At 62.9% G+C, this 18,796-nt stretch carries 17 protein-coding genes; 12 read left to right on the top strand and 5 right to left on the bottom strand.

Annotated features, from left to right (window positions below; genetic code table 11):
• Positions 1 to 61 precede the first annotated feature (61 nt).
• The 7 genes from VFZ66_16780 (at position 62) to VFZ66_16750 (ending at position 7,484) form a co-directional block, all read left to right on the top strand.
• Positions 62 to 1,033, top strand: coding sequence for an alpha/beta hydrolase-fold protein (locus VFZ66_16780; GenBank protein ID HEX6290842.1), 972 nt, complete (start codon positions 62 to 64; stop codon positions 1,031 to 1,033).
• Positions 1,034 to 1,171: 138 nt separating this feature from the next.
• Entirely contained in the window at positions 1,172 to 1,900 is a 729-nt protein-coding gene (locus tag VFZ66_16775; protein HEX6290841.1) for a gamma-glutamyl-gamma-aminobutyrate hydrolase family protein, read from the top strand.
• Between the two features lie 136 nt (positions 1,901 to 2,036).
• The gene (locus tag VFZ66_16770; protein ID HEX6290840.1) at positions 2,037 to 2,756 is read left to right on the top strand and encodes an alpha/beta hydrolase-fold protein; all 720 of its coding nucleotides are present in this window, start codon (positions 2,037 to 2,039) and stop codon (positions 2,754 to 2,756) included.
• Positions 2,757 to 2,786: 30 nt separating this feature from the next.
• Positions 2,787 to 3,542 carry a glycerophosphodiester phosphodiesterase family protein gene (locus VFZ66_16765; GenBank protein HEX6290839.1) on the top strand — a complete coding sequence of 252 codons (756 nt, stop codon included), beginning with the start codon at positions 2,787 to 2,789 and terminating at the stop codon, positions 3,540 to 3,542.
• 91 nt (positions 3,543 to 3,633) lie between these two features.
• Positions 3,634 to 4,818: a hypothetical protein gene (locus VFZ66_16760; GenBank protein ID HEX6290838.1), complete on the top strand. Its 1,185-nt coding sequence runs from the start codon at positions 3,634 to 3,636 to the stop codon at positions 4,816 to 4,818.
• A 111-nt stretch (positions 4,819 to 4,929) separates the two neighbouring features.
• Positions 4,930 to 6,330 carry a hypothetical protein gene (locus VFZ66_16755; GenBank protein HEX6290837.1) on the top strand — a complete coding sequence of 467 codons (1,401 nt, stop codon included), beginning with the start codon at positions 4,930 to 4,932 and terminating at the stop codon, positions 6,328 to 6,330.
• Positions 6,331 to 6,332: 2 nt separating this feature from the next.
• The gene (locus VFZ66_16750; GenBank protein HEX6290836.1) at positions 6,333 to 7,484 is read left to right on the top strand and encodes a carboxylate-amine ligase; all 1,152 of its coding nucleotides are present in this window, start codon (positions 6,333 to 6,335) and stop codon (positions 7,482 to 7,484) included.
• Between the two features lie 161 nt (positions 7,485 to 7,645).
• Here VFZ66_16750 and VFZ66_16745 read toward each other — a convergent pair whose 3' ends face one another.
• From VFZ66_16745 to VFZ66_16730, 4 genes are all read right to left on the bottom strand, one after another.
• On the bottom strand, positions 7,646 to 9,673 hold the full coding sequence (locus VFZ66_16745) for a S9 family peptidase (protein HEX6290835.1): 2,028 nt from the start codon (positions 9,671 to 9,673) through the stop codon (positions 7,646 to 7,648).
• Between the two features lie 85 nt (positions 9,674 to 9,758).
• Positions 9,759 to 11,234: an O-antigen ligase family protein gene (locus VFZ66_16740; protein HEX6290834.1), complete on the bottom strand. Its 1,476-nt coding sequence runs from the start codon at positions 11,232 to 11,234 to the stop codon at positions 9,759 to 9,761.
• A 60-nt stretch (positions 11,235 to 11,294) separates the two neighbouring features.
• On the bottom strand, positions 11,295 to 12,278 hold the full coding sequence (gene corA, locus VFZ66_16735; protein ID HEX6290833.1) for a magnesium/cobalt transporter CorA: 984 nt from the start codon (positions 12,276 to 12,278) through the stop codon (positions 11,295 to 11,297).
• A gap of 53 nt (positions 12,279 to 12,331) precedes the next feature.
• Complete coding sequence (locus VFZ66_16730; GenBank protein ID HEX6290832.1) at positions 12,332 to 13,132, bottom strand: class I SAM-dependent methyltransferase; 801 nt, start codon at positions 13,130 to 13,132, stop codon at positions 12,332 to 12,334.
• 128 nt (positions 13,133 to 13,260) lie between these two features.
• Between VFZ66_16730 and VFZ66_16725 the strand changes: the two genes are divergently transcribed.
• Together VFZ66_16725 and VFZ66_16720 are read left to right on the top strand one after the other, a co-directional pair.
• The gene (locus tag VFZ66_16725) at positions 13,261 to 14,490 is read left to right on the top strand and encodes a hypothetical protein (GenBank protein ID HEX6290831.1); all 1,230 of its coding nucleotides are present in this window, start codon (positions 13,261 to 13,263) and stop codon (positions 14,488 to 14,490) included.
• A 4-nt stretch (positions 14,491 to 14,494) separates the two neighbouring features.
• Positions 14,495 to 15,412, top strand: coding sequence for an MBL fold metallo-hydrolase (locus VFZ66_16720; GenBank protein HEX6290830.1), 918 nt, complete (start codon positions 14,495 to 14,497; stop codon positions 15,410 to 15,412).
• Positions 15,413 to 15,625: 213 nt separating this feature from the next.
• On the opposite strand, the gene VFZ66_16715 is transcribed toward VFZ66_16720, so the two are convergent.
• On the bottom strand, positions 15,626 to 16,873 hold the full coding sequence (locus VFZ66_16715) for a styrene monooxygenase/indole monooxygenase family protein (GenBank protein ID HEX6290829.1): 1,248 nt from the start codon (positions 16,871 to 16,873) through the stop codon (positions 15,626 to 15,628).
• A gap of 188 nt (positions 16,874 to 17,061) precedes the next feature.
• Here VFZ66_16715 and VFZ66_16710 point away from each other — a divergent pair, with 188 nt between their 5' ends.
• The 3 genes from VFZ66_16710 to VFZ66_16700 all read left to right on the top strand — a co-directional run bounded on the left by VFZ66_16710 (position 17,062) and on the right by VFZ66_16700 (position 18,792).
• Positions 17,062 to 17,580 carry a gamma carbonic anhydrase family protein gene (locus tag VFZ66_16710; GenBank protein HEX6290828.1) on the top strand — a complete coding sequence of 173 codons (519 nt, stop codon included), beginning with the start codon at positions 17,062 to 17,064 and terminating at the stop codon, positions 17,578 to 17,580.
• Between the two features lie 108 nt (positions 17,581 to 17,688).
• The gene (locus VFZ66_16705; protein ID HEX6290827.1) at positions 17,689 to 18,096 is read left to right on the top strand and encodes a hypothetical protein; all 408 of its coding nucleotides are present in this window, start codon (positions 17,689 to 17,691) and stop codon (positions 18,094 to 18,096) included.
• A 48-nt stretch (positions 18,097 to 18,144) separates the two neighbouring features.
• Positions 18,145 to 18,792 carry a histidine phosphatase family protein gene (locus tag VFZ66_16700; protein HEX6290826.1) on the top strand — a complete coding sequence of 216 codons (648 nt, stop codon included), beginning with the start codon at positions 18,145 to 18,147 and terminating at the stop codon, positions 18,790 to 18,792.
• The last annotated feature ends 4 nt before the right edge of the window (positions 18,793 to 18,796 follow it).

Raw genomic sequence — 18,796 nt, 5'->3', positions numbered from 1 at the left:
GGCTAGCAGGTCAGCGGTACTGCTGACAGGCGTATAATACGCCTGCATGATTCAAAGATATATGAGCTTATACAACCCCAAGCGTGCCATCAGGCTCGGTCGCCAGACGCTTGCACAGTGGCAGGAGCGGAAGACGCTCGACCGGCGCGTGCACGCGATCAATCTACGCAGTAAAGCTCTGGGCATCACCAAGCGCTGCTATATCTACACGCCGCCACACTTCGACAAACGCCGCGAGCGCTTGCCAGTCCTTTATCTGTTTCGGGGCCACGAGCGCGAGTGGATCAATCCGGCCCAGGATCAGTCGCGCCGGGGACAGACGGTGATCGACGTGTACGAGGATTTGCTGCGTGGGGGCACGATCGGGCGGATGATCCTGGTCTTTCCCGGCGTGTGCAGCGACGACGGCAGCGTGCCAGGATTACTGGTCAACTTCAAGCAGCCCTCGGCTCGGCCAGTGGCGGGTATCGGCAGCGGACGGTTCGAGGATTATTTTTTGCGCGAGCTGATGCCCTACGTCGATAGCAACTTCCACACGCGGCCCGCGCGGGCGGTGGATGGATTTTCGCTTGGCGGCTTTATGGCGGTAAAGATCGCCGCGCAGCACCCGGCGCTCTTCGACTCGGTCGGCGCGTACGATGGCCTGTATTTTTGGGACGATCCCGCCGACTCGCATCGCATCGAGCGCGGAGACGGCACGTTTCAAAACCCGATGTTCGATCCGGCCTTCGGCGCTGACGAGCAGCGTGATGTGATCTATGCCGCCGCGCATAATCCGCTGAATCTGGTGCGCAACGGCGATCCGCAGCGTTTGGGACGCCTGCGCTGGCTGATCGAGTACGGGCCTGAGGCGGGCGAGCCCGGCGACTCGAACTTTTATCGCGGTGATCGGCTGTGCAGGCTGCTGGCGGAAAAAAGGATCGCCAATCATGGGCGCGGCGAGCTTAAGAGCGGCACGCACAACTGGCACTGCGCCGACGAGCACATGCGCTATGTCCTGCCGCTGCACTGGCAGACGTTTCAGCAGATTTGACGACGATCGCGCTCATTGCCGGAGGCTTGTGGTACAATGCCTCGACATAACGGCGGTCATCCGCCGCTTTGATACGGCAAGAGCGCCCCGACCTCTCTTTGGTCGCGGGCTATTTTATTATTTGGGAAGGACACATGGATGAAACCCCTGATCGGCATAACCTGCGGCACATTCCGGGATCGTGAATGGTGCCCCCCGATTCACGGCCATCGTCAGACCTACGTCGATTCAGTGGTGACAGCAGGCGGCGCGCCGTTTCTTTTTCCGCTGGTGGACGACGAGGCCACAGTTCGCGCGCTCTACGAGCGGCTTGACGGCATCCTGCTTGCCGGTGGCTGCGATGTCGATCCGCGCTACTACGGCGAGGAGCCGATACCGGAGCTTGGGCCGGTCGATGCGCTGCGCGACCGGGTTGAGATCTGGCTGGCCCGCTGGGCGGCAGACGAGGGCAAGCCGGTGCTTGGCATCTGCCGTGGCATGCAGGTGCTCAACGTAGCGCTTGGCGGCTCGCTCTACCAGGACATTCCCACCCAACTGGAGCCCGCCTTCGTCCACGACGGCTCGTATGCCTGCGAAGACTGGACACATATGGTCCACGATCTGCGGCTGGAGCCTTCCTCCCAGGTCGCGCGCATCTTCGACACCGACGCATTCCCGATCAACTCGCTGCACCACCAATCGCTGAAAGTCGTCGCGCCGCAGCTCCAGCCGGTCGGCTGGTCGCCTGACGGTATCGTCGAGCTGGTTGAGGGCACCAACGGTCATTTCATGGTCGGCGTGCAGTGCCACCCGGAGGCGCTTCAGGCGGAGGCCGATCCGCGCTGGCGCGGGCTGTTCGCACAGTTCGTCGATAGCTGCCGCGCCTGAGCAATACCTCTCAACAAACGCGCGCCATGCCGAGCACCCGCTCAGCATGGCGCGCAGCGTGTTATGCTACAATAATGCCTCGCTGAGCTGGGACATTCCCCCAACGTCCAAACCTTAGCTGCTGGAGGAGTTTCCGATGCATCGTAGCTATCATCGGTGGTTTAGCCCAACCCTGAATCGCGATATGGAGCTGCTGCTTTTGGGCCATCATGGCGCTCCGGTTCTCGTCTTCCCCACCTCTCAGGGCCGTTTCTTTGAGTACGAAGATCGCGGGATGGTCGAGGCGCTGACGGAGCATCTGGAGCAAGGATGGATTCAGCTTGTCTGCGTCGATAGCATCGACAGCGAGAGCTTCTACTGTGAGTGGGCGCATCCCGGCGGGCGGATCTGGCGGCATGTGCAGTACGAGCAATATCTGCTCAACGAGGTCCTCCCGGCAGTGCGCGCCTACAACGATAATCCTTTCTGGATGACGACCGGCTGCTCCTTCGGCGCGTACCACGCGGTCAATTTCGCGCTGCGCCATCCTGAGCTTATCCGCCGCACGATCGGCCTCAGCGGCATCTACGATATTCGCCGCTTCCTCGACGGCTACTCCGACGACAACGTGTATTTCAATAATCCGCTGGACTACACCGCCAACCTCCAGGATCGCCACCAGATCGAGCGGCTGCAACAGCAGGATATTATCTTTGTCACCGGCAGCGACGACGCGAATCGCTGGACCAACGATCAGCTCTCGACCAATTTGTGGCGCGCCGAGATCGGTCATGCCTACCGCATTTGGGAGGGCTGGTCGCACGACTGGCCCTACTGGCAGCAGATGATCCGCACCTACATCGGCGGGCACGACTGATGCTAGAGCGATAGCAGAGGAAAGAGATCTATGCTCATCACACTTGGAAATCGGCCAGGACCGCAGGTGATCGGCCATCGGGGAGCGGCTGGCTACGCGCCCGAAAATACGATGGCCTCGTTCGAGCGCGGGCTGTCGCTGGGCGTGGATGCGATCGAGCTGGATGTCCACCCGACCAGCGACGGCGAGCTGGTGGTGATCCACGATCCGACGCTCGACCGCACCACCGACGGACACGGCCTGGTCAGCGCCCATACGCTGGCGCAGATCCAGCAGTTGGACGCTGGCTCGTGGTTCGATCCGGCCTTCGCGGGCCAGCGCGTGCCGCTCTTTCGCGACGTGATGAGCTGGGCGCGCGGTCGTACTCGCGTGGTGATCGAGATCAAGCAAGGCCCGATCTTCTATCCCAACGTCGAGGAGCTGCTGATCGCCGCGCTGGATCAGACCGGTATGCGCGATCAGGTGATGGTGATCTCGTTCGATCACCACAGCGTGCGCAAGTTCAAGCAGCTTGCGCCCGACGTTCCGACCGGCGTGCTCTACGCGGGGCGCTGCATCAACCCGGTGGCGCTGGCCTGCGACGCACAGGCCGATGCGCTGATGCCGCACTGGGCGATGCTGACCAAAGAGGAGGTCGCGGCAGCGCACGATGCCGGGCTGTTTATCGGGCCGTGGGGCGGCCCGGAGCAGAACTACGAGTTCATCTTCGCTACGGGCGTCGATGCGGTCATCGGCGATTTTCCCGATCGTCCGCTTCAGATACTCGGACGCGCGCAGACGATGTAGCAGGGAGCGCTGTGTACAGCAAGGGGCATGTTTGGAGAACGCCTCCAAACCCCCGGCCTGACGGCAGGCTAGCAACAGAAGGAGGGTTTCATTGTCAAACAAGAGCGACACCAAAACGATCGGCGTGATGGTCGGGCGTGAGTGGTCGTGGCCGCCCGCGTTCATCGAGGAGGTCAATCGCCGCAATGCGGGCGTGCGCGCCGAGTACGTCAAGATCGGCGGCACGCAGATGAGCGAGCCGTGTCCGTACGCGGTGATCATCGATCGCATCTCGCACGAGATTCCGTACTACCGGACCTACCTGAAGAACGCGGTGCTACAGGGTACGGTCGTCGTCAACAACCCGTTCTGGTGGTCGGCGGACGATAAGTTCATCGGCGCGTGTCTGGCCGATAAGCTGGGCATTGCCCATCCGAAGACCGTGGCGCTGCCGTCGCACTCCTACGTCGAGGGCGTGGTCGAAGAGTCGCTGCGCAATCTGGACTATCCGGTGCCCTGGGAGCGGCACGTCGAGTCGCTGGGCGGCTTTCCGGTGATCCTCAAACCGGCCTGGGGCGGCGGCTTCAAGAAGGTTTATAAGCTCAACAGCTACGAGGAGCTATTTCGCGCCTACAACGAGACGGGCACCGAGTGCATGATGTTGCAGCAGTATATCGAGTGGGAGAAGTACGCGCGCTGCATCTGCATCGGGCAGGAGGATATTCTGACGATCAAGTTCGATGCGAACGCGCCGTGGCCGCATCGCTACTTCGTCGATCATGAGTTCCTCACGCCCGACGAAGGCCGCCAGGTCCACGAGGGCGCGCTCAAGCTCAACCGCGCGCTCGGCTACGATATGAACACTGTCGAGTTCGCGATCAAGGACGGCGTGGCCTACGCGATCGATTTCACGAATCCCGCGCCGGACTTCGACGTAGTCTCGCTGACCGAGCACTATTTCCCGTGGGTCGTCAACAAGATGGCCGATCTGTGCATCGATCTGGCGCTCGGCAGGCGCAAGCGCGAGCAGGCTATGCCGCGCTGGGATCGGCTGATGGAGGCGGGCATGAAGCCGGCTGAGGCAGCCGCCGCCGCTCCCTCCACAGCGACCGCACGCAGCAGGCGCAAGAGCGAGACGACCGCAGCCGAAAAACCGGCGGCGTCGCGTGCACGCGGCAAGAGCGAGACGAGCGCCGAGGCTGACGCGCCCAGGAATCGCGCCACGCGCAGGCCAGCCACCGAGCAGGCGGCGGCGGTCGGCGCGATCAACACCGACAGCGATCAGGTGACATCGTAGCCCAGGCGACGGCTTGTTGAAGCCGCGAGCCACGGCTCAAGCATGATCAACGCAGAGGCGATTCGATCGACAGGATGCGCGTCGCCTCTGCGATAGCGGAAGGACAGCAGGGTGCTATCTGAGGCGATCAGCTACTACCATAGCCTGCTCGACGACGAGACGGCTCGTGACAACCAACGGCTGCTTGACGACGCGCAGCGCCAGGCAGGTCTGTACTTCGGCGAGCGACCGATCTCGACGGTCTTACGCCCGCGTCTTCTCACCCCGCAGCAGTACGAGCATCTCCGCCAGGTCAGCGAAATTGTCGCCTTTGCCTCGCGCAGTGCGTGCGCCTACGTGCTGGACGATTCCCGCGTGCGCGACCTGATGGCCTTCACGCCCGGCGAGGAGGCGCTGCTTGAGATCGATCCGGGCTATACCGAGCCGAGCGCCTCCTCGCGCCTCGACTCGTTCTTCGACAACGACACGGGCTCGCTCCAGTTCGTCGAGTATAACGCGGAAAGTCCCGCCGCGATTGCGTATGAAGATGTGCTCTCGGATGTGTTCATGGCGCTGCCGGTGGTGCAGGCGTTCGGACAGCGCTACCGCATCCGTCCGATCCCGGCGCGGCACCGGATGTTCCAGGCGCTAATGGAGGCGTTCCGCGAGTGGGGCCGCGCCGACGAGCCGCGCGCCGCGATTCTGGACTGGCAGGGCTTGCCGACGCACTCCGAGTTCGTGCTGTTCCGCGACTACTTCGCCGAGCAGAATCTCGACACGATCATCTGCTCGCCGGAGGAGCTGGAGTACCGCGACGGGACGCTGTACGCGCAGGGCAGGCCGATCAATCTGGTCTATCGGCGGCTGCTGACCAGCGAGTTTCTAGGCCGCTACGGCGACGCGGCGCTTGAGCATCCGCTGGTGCGCGCCTGCAAAGACTACAAGGTCTGTCTGGTCAACAGCTTCCGCACCAAGCCGCTCTACAAAAAGATGCTCTTTGGCCTGCTCAGCGATCCTGAGATCATGGACGCCGCCGGGATCGACCGCGATACGCAGACGACGTTAGCCCGGCATATTCCCTGGACGCGCCGGGTGCAGCGCGGGAGCACCACCTACCAGGGCCAGGAGATCGATCTGCTGGCGTTCGTCGTCGAAAACCAGGATCGGCTGCTGCTCAAGCCCAACGATGAGTACGGCGGCAAAGGCATTACGATCGGCTGGGAGGTGGGGCCGGACGAGTGGCGGCGGGCGCTCGACGCGGCGCTTGACGATCCGTTTGTGGTGCAGGAGCGCGTTCATATCGCCTACGAGGACTATCCCTCGGTGCAGGATGGGCGGCTGCACATCGGGCGGCGGCTGGTCGATACCGATCCCTATCTGTTCGGCACGCACGTCGAGGGCTGCCTGACACGGCTTTCGACGGTGACGCTGCTCAACGTTACAGCGGGCGGCGGCTCGACGGTTCCGACGCTGCTGATCGAGCCCAGAGATGTCGCTGCCGTCGCGCCCATCGACCGGAGCAAGGGAGAATGACGATGAGCTACTTTGATCCTCATAGCCCTAACTTTCCGTTCACACTCGGCATCGAGGAGGAATACCAGATCATCGATCCCGAAACCCGCGAGCTGCGCTCCTACATCACCCAGATTTTGGAGCAGGGTCGGCTCGTGCTGCAAGAGCAGCTCAAGCCTGAGATGATGCAATCGGTGGTCGAGGTCGGCACGCATGTCTGCCGCACCGCCGACGAGGCGCGGGCCGAGATCGTGCGGCTGCGCGGCGCGATTGCGTCGCTGGCGGCGAACCAGGGGCTGACGATCGCGGCGGCTGGGACGCATCCGTTTTCGTCGTGGGAGGCCCAGGAGATCTACCCCCACGAGCGCTACTACGGGGTGGTCAACGAGATGCAGGATGCCGCCCGCCAACTGCTGATCTTCGGCATGCATGTCCACGTCGGCATGCCCGATCTGGAGCTAGGCATTCAGATCCAGAACGTCGCGCGCTACTTCCTGCCGCATCTGCTGCTGCTCTCCAACAGCTCGCCCTTCTGGATGGGCCGTCAGACCGGCTTCAAATCCTACCGTTCGCTCATCTTCTCGAACTTTCCGCGCACGGGCATTCCCAGCGAGTACGCCTCGATTAATGAGTTCAACAGCTACATCGATCTGCTGGTCAAAACCGGCAGCATCGACAACGGCAAGAAGGTCTGGTGGGATATTCGTCCTCATCCGATCTTCGGCACGATCGAGGTCCGCATCTGCGATCTGTGTACGCGCGTGGACGAGACGATCGCCATCGCCGCGCTGATCCAGGCGATCTTCGTCAAGATCTACAAGCTCTTCACCTGTAACATGACCTTCCGGGTCTATCGCCGCGCGCTGATCAACGAGAACAAGTGGCGGGCGATGCGCTACGGTCTTGACGGCGATCTGATCGATTTCGGCAAGCAGCAATCGATCGCCGCGCGCGACCTGCTGACTGAGCTGGTCGAGTTCGTGGACGATGTCGTCGACGACCTGGGATCGCGTCAGGCGGTCGAGTATGTGTACCGCATTCTGGAGAACGGCACCAGCGCCGATCGGCAGCTAGCCACCTACGAGCGCACCGGCGACTTGAAGGCGGTCGTCGATCAGATTGTGCGCGAGACGCTGGAGGGCGTGCCCATCAACGGGCAGGCCAAAACCGCGTAGCGAGCCGCTAGGCCGCGGGTTTGGAGCCGATCGATGGTATCTACAAAATGATTGCCGCAGGGACGTGATAGATCGCGCCCTGAGCATCATCACGGCGTTTGAGTCATGATTCCGATGTGTTCGTAGGGGCGTAGCAATACGCCCCTACAATATTATGTAAATCAAACTTGCGCCCTGGCTGGCTTGAGATACCGCGTGAACCAGTCCACGATATGGCCCATACGGTTCACGCGGCGCTGAGGCTGGCCCGCTCGCGGCAGCTCATGGCCCTCGTCGGGGAAGCGCACGAGCTTGACGGGCACGCCCAGCACCACCAGCGCGCTGTAGAGCTGCTCCGCCTGCTCGATCGGGCAGCGATGATCCTGCTCCTGATGCAAAATCAGCGTTGGCGTCTTGACGTTCTGCACGTAGCGGATCGGCGACTTCGACATCAGCAGCTCTTCGTCGCGCCACGGCAGATCGCCGTACTCGTCGAGGCTAAACTCCGGCCCGACATCGCTCGTTCCGGCGAATGAGTAGAGGTTGGAGATCGAGCGCTGCGAGCATGCGGCGGCAAACCGATCGGTGTGCGTGATGATCCAGTTGGTCATAAAGCCGCCGTACGAGCCGCCCATGATGCCCATGCGCTGCTCATCGACCCACTCCCAGCTTGCAGCGAGATCGGCGGCGTGCATCACATCCTCGTAATCTTTCTCGCCGAAATGATGTCGCACCGCATCGGCAAACTCCTCGCCGTACGAGGACGAGCCGCGCGGATTGGTGAAAAAGATGCCGAAACCGGCAGCCGCCAGCACCTGAAACTCGTGGAAGAAGCCGTTGCCGTACGCGGTATGCGGCCCGCCATGCACATACACGATCAGTGGATGGCGCTGCTCTGACGCCTGCTCCATGTCGAGCGGACGAATCACCCAGCCCTCAAGATCCCAGCCATCGGCACCCTTGAACTGCACATGCTCCGGCGGCTGGATGCGATAGGTGCTGAAGAAATGATCGCCTGCGTGCGAGCGCCGTTGCAGCCGGTGCCCCTCGCGCATGGTGTAGACCTCGCCCGAACGCGCGTTAGTCTCGCCGATAAACGCGATCGTATCGCCGCGCTGCGTGAAGGCAACCACCGATAAGCCCGACGTGCTGATCGACTCGATCTCGCCGCCGGAGGCCGCAACGCGATACAGACCGGCGCGGCCATGCACCAGCGCCTCGAAGGTGACGCGCTCCTGCCGATCCCAGTAGGGCCGCGTCGTGCGATACGACGGCGAGCCGATGTGCGAGTCGCCGCTTGCCAGCTCGCCGACCTCGCCGGTCAGCGCCTCGCTGATACAGCACGTGCTGCAATCCTCCAGATTCGCCACCAGGACCTTCATCGTCGTCGCGTTGCCTCGGCGGCGATCGTGGCCCAGGTAGGCGATGCGCGTTCCGTCAGGGCTCCACACTGGCTCGCTAACCGGCCCGACCGACCGGGTAATCTGCCGCAGGTCGCTGCCGTCGACATCGACGACGTAGAGATTATCGACCCACTTGTACTCCGGAACATCGGTGCCCTGCGACGTAAACGCGATGCGCCGTCCATCCGGGCTCCACATCGGTCGTCCGGCGTCGCGCTCAAGCGTGGTAATCTGCGTACACTCCGAGCCGTCGCGGTGGATGCGGTAAATCTGGCTGCGGCGCTCCTCAAGCAGGCCCACGCCGTCGAACTTGAACGGCATGCGACCTTCGTACACCTTCTCGTCGTGGATCTCCTGCTGCTTCTTCTCGTCCTCGGTTTTATGGCCCGTTGAGGTAAAGCAGAACATCGTGCCCGACGGATGCCAGTCGTAATCCTCGACGCCCTCCGACAGATTCTCGGTCTTGGTGATCTGCTCGGCCTCGCCGCCCGCCAGGTAGAGCGCAAAGATCTGCGGCGCGTCGCCGTCGCGCGTCGATAGAAAGGCAAGCTGCTGACCGTCCGGCGACCAGCGCGGCGCGTAGTCTTTGCCGGTATGCGCGTACGTCAGACGGCGCGGGCGCGCATCCGGCGCAGCGCTCAAAAAGATTGCCGAGCGGTATGCCTTGCGCTGCTTGCCGTCTTTGTCAATCTCTTCGATCCAGTGCTCGACATACGCAACCTGCTGACCATCGGGCGCAATCTGCGGGTCCGAAACCCAACGCATATCGAATAATGACTCAGGGGTACACGCTTTTCGTTCAGACACGATGTATTCTCCTTACAGCGGTGAGCAGATTGATTGATCTCGTATGGCACATAGCCTACGCCCAGGGCATGGCACCGCCGTGCCCTTACGAATCATCGTTTGTTGCTAGAGTCTCCGGCAGGTCATCGCGCACCAGCACCATGCCCAGGCCGGTAACACCCCAGAAGAGCGCGGCCATATGCGAAAACTCGATGTTGAAATAGTAGTGGTCGAGCAGGCCCACCGCCAGCGCCGCGACGATCCCGGCCTGCACGCCCAGCAGCAGCGCGCTGCGCTCCTCGTCGATCCGGCGGATCGCCCGCAGCGTGATCGCGAAGAACGTCGCGCAGATGCCGATGAACACGCCCAGCCCAACCAGGCCGATCCGCTCGGCCATCGCCAGATAGATCGACGATACGCCCGTGATCAGGCCAAGCTCTGGCCCCGCGCCAAAGCCCACGCCGAAGACCGGATAGCGGCGGATGATCTCCAGCGCGTTCCGAAACTCGGCCAGCCGCATCTGGTTTGCCTGGTCGCGGAACTGCACGCCCTCGACGATCCGCTCCACGAACGCATCGCCCAGGCCCAGCCCAAAGATCGCGATTGCGCCAGCAGCCGCAGCGCCGCCGATCAGCCACCACAGGCGGCGCTCGCGCACGATCGCCAGAAAGAGCGTCGCCACCACCAGGCCGCCCAGCGCCGCCCGCGAGTAGGTCAGAAACGTGCAGAGCGCCATCGCCGCGGCCATGCCCGCCAGCAGCCAGCGCGGCAGCACCGGACGCCGCGCCCAGAGCTGCGCGGTGGTCAGCGCGCAGATCAGCGCCAGTGTGCCGCCGAAGCTGTTGGGATCGATTGCGGTGCCGATCGCGCGCTCAAGACCGCCGGGGTCGTCCTCGACGTAGCGCAGCACGCGCCCCGACGTGGGATAGCCCAGCCGTCCCAGCGCCACCAGCAGCCGCAGCGCCGTCTGGTCATTCAGCGCGTACAGCGCCAGCCCGATCAGTGCCGCTGCCGCGCCGCCGCCGATCACTACCCGAAATGCAAAGCGCATCTGGGCGCGCGTCCGCACGACGTTGATCACGCCGAAAAAGAGCAGCACGCCCAGCACAAACTTAAGGTAGTTGTGCAGCGTCAGGTTATCGGGCAGGCCGCCAGCGCCAAGCACCAGCGAAAAGATCGTCAGGCCCAGCCAGGCCAGCAGCGGCCCGCCAAGCGCCGACATCCGCACGTCGAGTTCGGGCAGCGCCAGCACGCGCAGCGCCGTGATGCCCAGCAGCGCGATCAGCGCCAGCTCCAGAAACGTCGGCGTCACCGCGATTTTGAACGGCAGCGCGCCAAACGGCAGCAGCGCGATCACCGCGAAGACCGCTGCCAGGCCCATGTCGGTCGAGCGCAGCAGCGCAATGCCGCCCAGCACGGCGATCAGCCCGGCAAAGCCCAGCCAGAACGGCCCGAAGCTCACCGCAGCACCGGCGATTGTGCCAACCAGCAGGCATAACAGCACCAGGCCGAGCGCGCGGAGGGCAGGTTGTTCTTGGAGCGTGGCGGCGATCGACTTGGATGAAAATTGAGGTAACTGCATCAGAATAGTATCATACCATGCGATGCGACCCGTACGGGTGTACAACCATGAATCCGTGGGCTAGACCCAGCCCTTATAGCGAAAGTAGCTGAGCATGCCCAGCGCCGCCGCCAGCATCCAGCCGGAGACGATCACAAAGGCAAACGGATGCTCCGCAAAGGGCAGACCGATGTTCATGCCGTAGATGCTTGCGACCAGCGTCATCGGCAGCAGCACCACTGAGATCACCGTGAGAATCTTCATCACCTCGTTGATGCGATGCGATGTCAGGGTGTCGAGCGTGTCGTTCAAGCCCTCGATGATCTCTTTGTCGTCCTCAAGCATATCCCACTGCCTGCCGAGATGATCGAGAATGCTACCAAAGTACGTATCTTCGTCCAGATTCAAAAAGGCGCGCTCGCGGCTTTCGAGCTGACGCAGCACCGGCAGATTCGGCTTGATGATCCGGCGCAGCGTGATAATGTCGCGGCGCGCAAAGGATAGCTCTTGCACCAATTTGCGCACATCGCCGTCGATGATGTCGTTCTCGACCTGCTCGATCTGCTCGTCGATCTTCCGCAGGATCGGAAAAACGTAATCGACCAGCCGGTCGATGATGCGGTAGAGCAGAAAGCCCGATCCCCGGCCCATCAGCCGCTCGCGCACGCCCTCGTCGTTCTGCGCCGCCGCAAACGTCTGTAACAGGGGCTTGAGATGGCCCTCGTGGACTGTCACCACATAGCCGCTGCCGACGAAAATATCGACCTCGGCGGGATTGGTATGGCGAGTCTGCTTGTTGAAGATCGGAAAATGCAGCACCAGAAAGATGTAGCCTTCCTCGGTGTAGTCGTCGAGCTTCGGGCGCTGCACTTTGCTCAAGCAATCGTCGAGCGTGAGCGGATGGAATGGAAATCTACGGCGCAGATCGCCCATCTCCGTCGGCGTTGGCTGCCGGATGTCGATCCAGACCAGATCGCCATGCGTGATCGTCTGGATGCGCGGCGACCGCTCGACGGGCTGCGGCGGCGGTAGCGGTTTCGCTGGACGAAGTTGTTTAACGGCCATAACTCTATCTTTCCGCTCGTATCACGCGCGCCGCTCAGCCAACCGCCGCTGACTCAGCGCGTCATGGGTAGCCGGTACACGTCCCATACGAATTGCTGCTCTTCGCGGATCGGCGCGTCCAGGCTGCCGAACCGTTCGAGCGCCCAGCGCCGTCCTTCTGCCACGGTCTGGGCCAGCACGGCATCCGAGAGCGCCCATGTGTGCGACCAGCAGCGCGCCTCGATGGCGTCGATGATCTCGCGTGGCGTGCGCGTCACCTGCCAGAAGGGCGTCGCCACCTCGCGCGGTGGGCCGAAGCGCTGCTCCAATGCCTGCGCAATCTGCGGATGATCCAGCCGCTCGGTCGGCGATGCATTGTCGGCGGTACTGAGTGATTTGGCAATGGAGGATATCCGCTTCTTCAGCTCGTCCGCCGCCGACTCCCCGGCTGAGCGGTTGTGCCCGTGGAGCAGCATGCCGCCGGGCCGCAGCACCCGCCTGACCTCATCCATGCCTTGCGACCACGCGCTGACGAGATGAAACACATGCACCGCGACGATCGCATCAAACGTGCCAGCGTCGAGCGGCAGAGCGGCAATATCGCCCTGGATCAGCGCGATTGGCACGTCTCCGAGTTTGGCGCGCAGCGCCTCCATCATGGTACGCGAAAGATCGATGCCTGTGTAACGATACTGATTACTATGGATTAACGGAAGCGCAATCCGGCCCGTGCCGACGCCGATCTCAAGCACCCGGCTGCCCGGCTGGAGCGCGGTCTGCTCGCGTAGCGCCTGGGCTAGCCAGCTCTCCGCCTGCTGCGGCAGCGCCCGCGTTCGATCGTAAAACGAAGCCGCACGATCAAAAACAACGCTCATACACGCTTCTCGTCTCTCGTGTGATGCAGGTATGCGCATGGACACATGTGAGCCAGTATAGCATACATCCTGCGCCGTCACGCCCTGTGTGTGGATGCTATAATCGAACAAAGGCAAGGAGACGAGCTATGCGGCGGTTTGCGCAGGCGTTGAGTATGATCGTGGCGCTGCTCCTGGGCACTACCAGCGCGGGCGTGTGGTGGGTCGCGCGGGGCATGCCCGAAGCCTGGACGATCGTGGTTCAGCAGCGCGACGGCAACCTGCTGCTCGTCGACGAGCAGGGCAGGACGCGACCGCTGACCAGCGATGCCAACGGCTCAACGCTGATCTACCGCTTTCCAACGCCCGCGCCCGATGGTCGCAGTGTCGCCGCCGTGACGCTCCGCCATACCTCGGCCAGCATTGTGTCGACGCTGACGATCCATCGCCTCGACGGCGAGCCGCTCACGCTCTACGACCAGCCCAACAGTCACCCGTTCTATCTGTCGTGGTCGCCCGATAGCCGGAGGCTGGCCTTTCTGGCGAACGATCCCACGGGCATGACGCTCCACGGCGTGCCGCTCGCCGCACCCGATCAGGCGATGTCGATCGCGCCGGGCGAGCCCTCGTATTTCTCGTGGTCGCCCAACAGCCAGCAGTTGCTCCTGCATATCGGCGGCGGCGCTCCATCCGGCTCGTTGCAGCTCTACGATTGGGGCGCGACAGAGCCGCGCGCGCTTCCGGCAGCGCCCGCCCTCTTTCAAGCGCCGGGCTGGCTACCAGAAGGCCAGCAAGCCCTCGTGGTGATCCGCGAATCGTCCGGCCCGGCGCTCGTCACGATCGACGGACAGGGCAGCGTGCAGCGGCGGCTGGCTAGCGTCGACGAGAATACGCTTTTTGTCACCGCGCCCGACGCGCGGCACATCGCCTATCTCACCTTTGCCGACGATGCGCTCGGAGAGCTGCATATCCTGCGCGCCGCCGACGGCGACGACCAAACGATCAAGAGCGGCGTGCTGACCTGCTTCTGGTCCCCGGCAGGCGATGCGCTGGCCTTTCTGACACTGGCCGCTCGTGGCGAAACCGAGACGATCTCGCTGGCGCAGGAGCGATTGCGGATGCGCTGGAACGTGCTCACGCTGCGCGACGGCGATATACGCTCCTTTGATCTCTTCACGCCCTCGGAGGAGTTTCTGGACCTGCTGCCGTTCTTCGATCAGTATGCCCAATCGATCCGGGTGTGGGATCGTACCGGCAGCCGCTTGTTATACGCCTCCACCAGCGGCGTTTATTCGCTCGACGTTGCTTCGGGGCAGACGCAGTTGGTGAGCCAGGGTGTCCTGGGCTTGTGGCTAGACTCAGCAAAGGAGCGTCCATAACGCTATGACGACATCGTACGACTTTCGTATCGTTCCCAACGCAGGCTGGGACCAGCGGATTCTTGTGTTTCAATATGAGCGGCTGGTGACAAGCTTTGCCGTCGTCAGCCAGCGCTACGTCGTGCTGCTCGACACGCTGCTCAATCCCGCGCTGGCAGGCATGATGCTCGCTGCCGTCAGCGACGCGCTCGATGGCCGACGCCAGCTCCTGGTGATCAATACGCACGCCGATTGGGATCATGCCTGGGGTAACGCCGCCTTCGTCGGAGCGGAGGCGCGCTATCCCGCGCCGGTGATCGGCCACCGTCTCTGCCGCGAGCGCCTCCTGTCCGCCGAGGCGCAGACGGCCCTGGCCCAGAAACAGGCGGAGGAGCCGCAGACGTTCGCGGATGTGCGGCTTGTGCCGCCAACGCTGGTCTTCAGCGGCGGTCTGACGATCGACGGCGGTGATCTGACCTTTGAGCTGCTGCCGACGCCCGGCCACACGCCCGATCATGTGTCGATCTGGATTCCTGAGATTCGCACGGTCTTTGCGGGTGATGCCGCCGAGATGCCCTTTCCGTTCGTCGGCAGCCCCGCCGATCTGCCCTATCTGCGCGCGTCGCTCAAGCAGCTTCAGGCGCTCGAACCGGTGACGGTGCTCTACTGCCACGCGCCCGGCATGCACAGCCCCGACGTGCTGAGCGCCAACAGCGCTTATTTCGACGAGGTCGAGCAGCGGGTGGTCACGGCGCTGACGGCGGATCGGGTTCCGCCCCATCTCGACGATACGAGCGATGTCGAGATGCTGATCGATTATCCGTTTGACGACGTGCCTAACACGGCAGCGCTGGACGAGAAAGAGCGCGCGTTCTATCGCTCAGGGCATCAGCAGGCAATTCGGGCAATGGTGGTGTATCTGCAAGGGCTGCCGCCGCTGTGATCCGTGCCCGCTCTGGCGGGCAATGGACGAGGGTGAAATGCGATCGTCTCGCACTCCACCCCCGTTCGAGTTCCAAGTTTCGAGTTCAAGAACCGAGTTCCAGGTCCTCACCATGCCCAGAGGGCACCCGCCCCCTCTCCCGCTGCGCAGGCGAGGGGGAAGCGGGTTCTTGGTTCTTGGTTCTCGGCTCTCCCTTTGTTCCTTTGTTCTCCGTCAGGCCGCCTGGAGCATCTGCGGCATGCCCTGCCAGCCGAACTGCCGAAGAAACTCGGCGGTCGACTCCGCGCTGGACATGACCTGCCAGGCGATAACCGGCTGCTCGAAGAAGCCCGCAAAGGCGTCGGCGACCGCCTGGTTGTGCGCTGCTGCGACCATCAGCTCGATCATGTGGTCCTGCGGCGGCTGCAACATCGCGTTGCTCCATTTGGCGACCTGGCCGGCGTAGGCGATGACGCGCTGCTCCATCCATTGGAAGAAGCCCTCGTCGAAGGTCGGGTTGTTGCGGATCGCCTCGCCGAGCATAAAGGCAACGCGGGATGCGGTGTTCGCGCCCTGGCCGGTGATCGGATCGTTGGTGACATGGGCGTCGCCCAGCGCCATGATGTACCTGCCGTTGCCAAGCTGGGCATAGCCGCGCCGCACCGCAGGCGTGACACCGCCCTGCAGCAGGTCCAGCGGTCGCGTCAGCTCGAAGCGCTCAGGGTCGATCCGCTCATAGATCAGCGGTGCGTGCTCGCGGATGAGGTCGAGCCACGTGCGGTTGAAGCGCTGCGGATCGTCCTCATATCGCATCCGCACGGCTTCCTCGAACGCGCTGCCGGGCGCGGCCTCAATGCCCAGGCCGGTCACGTTCGGCTCGAATGAGTAGATCGGAAACTCGAAGATCTCGCCGTGGCCCGGCGCAAAGATGACAGAGGCGCTGGACGGGTTGGCCCTGATGCCCCGGAAGATGCCCGTCGCGATCCAGCGCTGCGGTCGGTCGAAGGGTGAAAGCTCATCGATGCGGGGAAACACGCCCAGCAGACCGCCGCGACCAGCCGCCACCACCAGCAGATCGTGCTGCTCGGATAGCCGCTCCAGATCGCTCGCATCCACCGCACCGACGACGACATGCCCGCCGCGCGCGACAAAGTCTTCCTGAAGCCGTCCCAGGTAGATGCGCATGTCCACGGCGATCAATGGGCTGGATGCATGACCCGTAAAGCTGAGCGGCTGCTCGCCGCTGATGTAGACGTTGAGGCGACCAAACTCGTTGTTGCCGCCATCCCAGTGGTTGACGCCAAGCTGCCGCTCGCGCTCGCGGGTATGTCCGACGCGAGCGACCAGCGCCGGAAGCCGGCTGCCGAACTGCTGCTCAGGTGATCGCTCGGCGTAGAGCGTGGTTTCAATGTTATGCTGCCGAAGATATAAACCAAGTTGCAGGCCCGCGACTCCCGCGCCAACAATACCGATGTTCGTCATTGCTCCGCTCCTGATGTTTTTTCATGATTACCTGATTCAATGATCACAGGAGCCTGATTATTTGCTGACTCGGCGGGGCTTTGTACCGATCTCTGCCCTACGCCAAAAGATGTAGCGGCAGGTCAGCGGCGAGAGTTTGGGATAAAATACGAGCAGTGTATGCAATCCAGGATGAAAGGATCTAGCCTATGACCTCATGGCCGAACATCACCGACCGTCTATCGATCGATCCCTCCGCCTATATCTCGCCCCATGCCTATGTGCGCGGCACGGTCTGCATCGGCGCGGATAGCAGCGTCTGGCCGATGGCGGTCATTCGCGGCGACGAAGGCGAGATCCGTATCGGATCACGCACGAATATTCAAGACGGCTGCGTGCTGCACGCCGATCCCGATGCGTATCTGACAATCGGCAGCAACGTCACGCTCGGTCACGGCGCGATCGTTCATGGCTGTACGATCGAGGACGATGTGCTGATCGGCATGGGCGCGGTGGTGCTCAATCATGCGCAGATCGGCTCCGGCTCGATCGTCGCGGCGCGGGCGCTGGTGCCGGAGGGCATGATCGTGCCGCCCGGCTCGCTGGTGATGGGCGTGCCCGGCCAGGTTCGCCTGCTCCGGCCTGAGCAGCGCGCGCGCATCGCCAGGCCGGCCAACAACTATGTCGCGCTCAAGGCGCTCCACAAGGCGCGCGAGGACGAGCAGTAGTGCCGCTCGTTCGCTTCCAGGGTAGCTTCACATCTCGTGGCGCTGGTATGAGGATGCTCTTGTCGTCGATGATGTTCAAAGACCTGGATCGTTTGGAGCCAACGTGTCATGCGCTGGAAATTCTACATTCCGCACACCTGGGATACGCCGCGTACGATCTGGGAAGATGTGTATCTGCTTCCAGATGATCCCGAATGCTCGAAACCTCCCATCTGGCTCACCCTGGATGCGATTGGAGGACAAACCTATGCGGGGCATGGTATGCGAAAGGCCGAATATAAAAGGCTGACTCGAACAAGGTTTGCCGAACGAGGTTATTGGATCGAAGGATGTTACATGTGCGTCCACGCTAATACGTTCAGTAAAGACGAGCTATTGGCATGGGTTCACGTTTGGCTGCATGAGCGAGGCTTCACAGTCTCGGAGTTGGTAGAGGTCGCTTTGGAAGATCTCGAACCCACTGGCGATCATCATCTGCTCCGCACGAGCATGCGCTGCTCATCATCCGATGTTTGACGCTCCCTGGCGATCGTGCTAGGCTGCGCATTCACAATAGCTATGAACATGAAACAACGCACCCGCATTATTCTTGTCCGGCACGGCGAAACCGCCGCCAACCGCGAGATGCGCTACATCGGCAGCCGCGACGACGAGCTGACCGAGCGGGGGCAGCAGCAGGCGCAGCATCTCGCCCATGCGCTCGCGACGCTGCCGATCCACGCGCTCTACGTCAGCCCCCGCCGCCGCACCCGGGCGACGGCACAGCCGCTTGCTGCGACATTAGGCCTGCCGATCGTGGTCGCCGATGAGCTGCGCGAAAATGCCTTTGGCTCCTGGGAGGGCATGAGTCGAGCCGAGGTGCTGGCGCATAGCACGGAGTACGCGGCGCAGCATCAAGCCTGGGAGTCCGATCCGTCGCTCGCGCCGCCGGGAGGCGAGAGCATCGCGGCCATGGCTGCGCGCGTCGAGGTCTTCGCCACCGGCCTGTGTGCGCGCCATCCAGACCAGACCATTGTGCTGGTTTCGCATGTCGGGCCGATCAAGGCGCTGATCGCCGTGACCCTGGGCGTGCCGCCCGGCGTGGCTCAGCGCATGTTTCTCGATCCGGCGACGATCAGCGTGATCGACTGGAGCGGAGCGCAGCGCGTCCTTCGTCTGTTCAACAGCCACGCGCATCTGGGCTGGCACGCTGCGCGCTGGATGGAGCCGTGACCGC

The sequence above is a fragment of the Herpetosiphonaceae bacterium genome (assembly GCA_036374795.1).
GTDB lineage: Bacteria > Chloroflexota > Chloroflexia > Chloroflexales > Kallotenuaceae > LB3-1.
The sequence above is the reverse complement of the archived record's forward strand: the minus strand, read 5'-3'. Positions and strand labels throughout refer to the sequence as shown.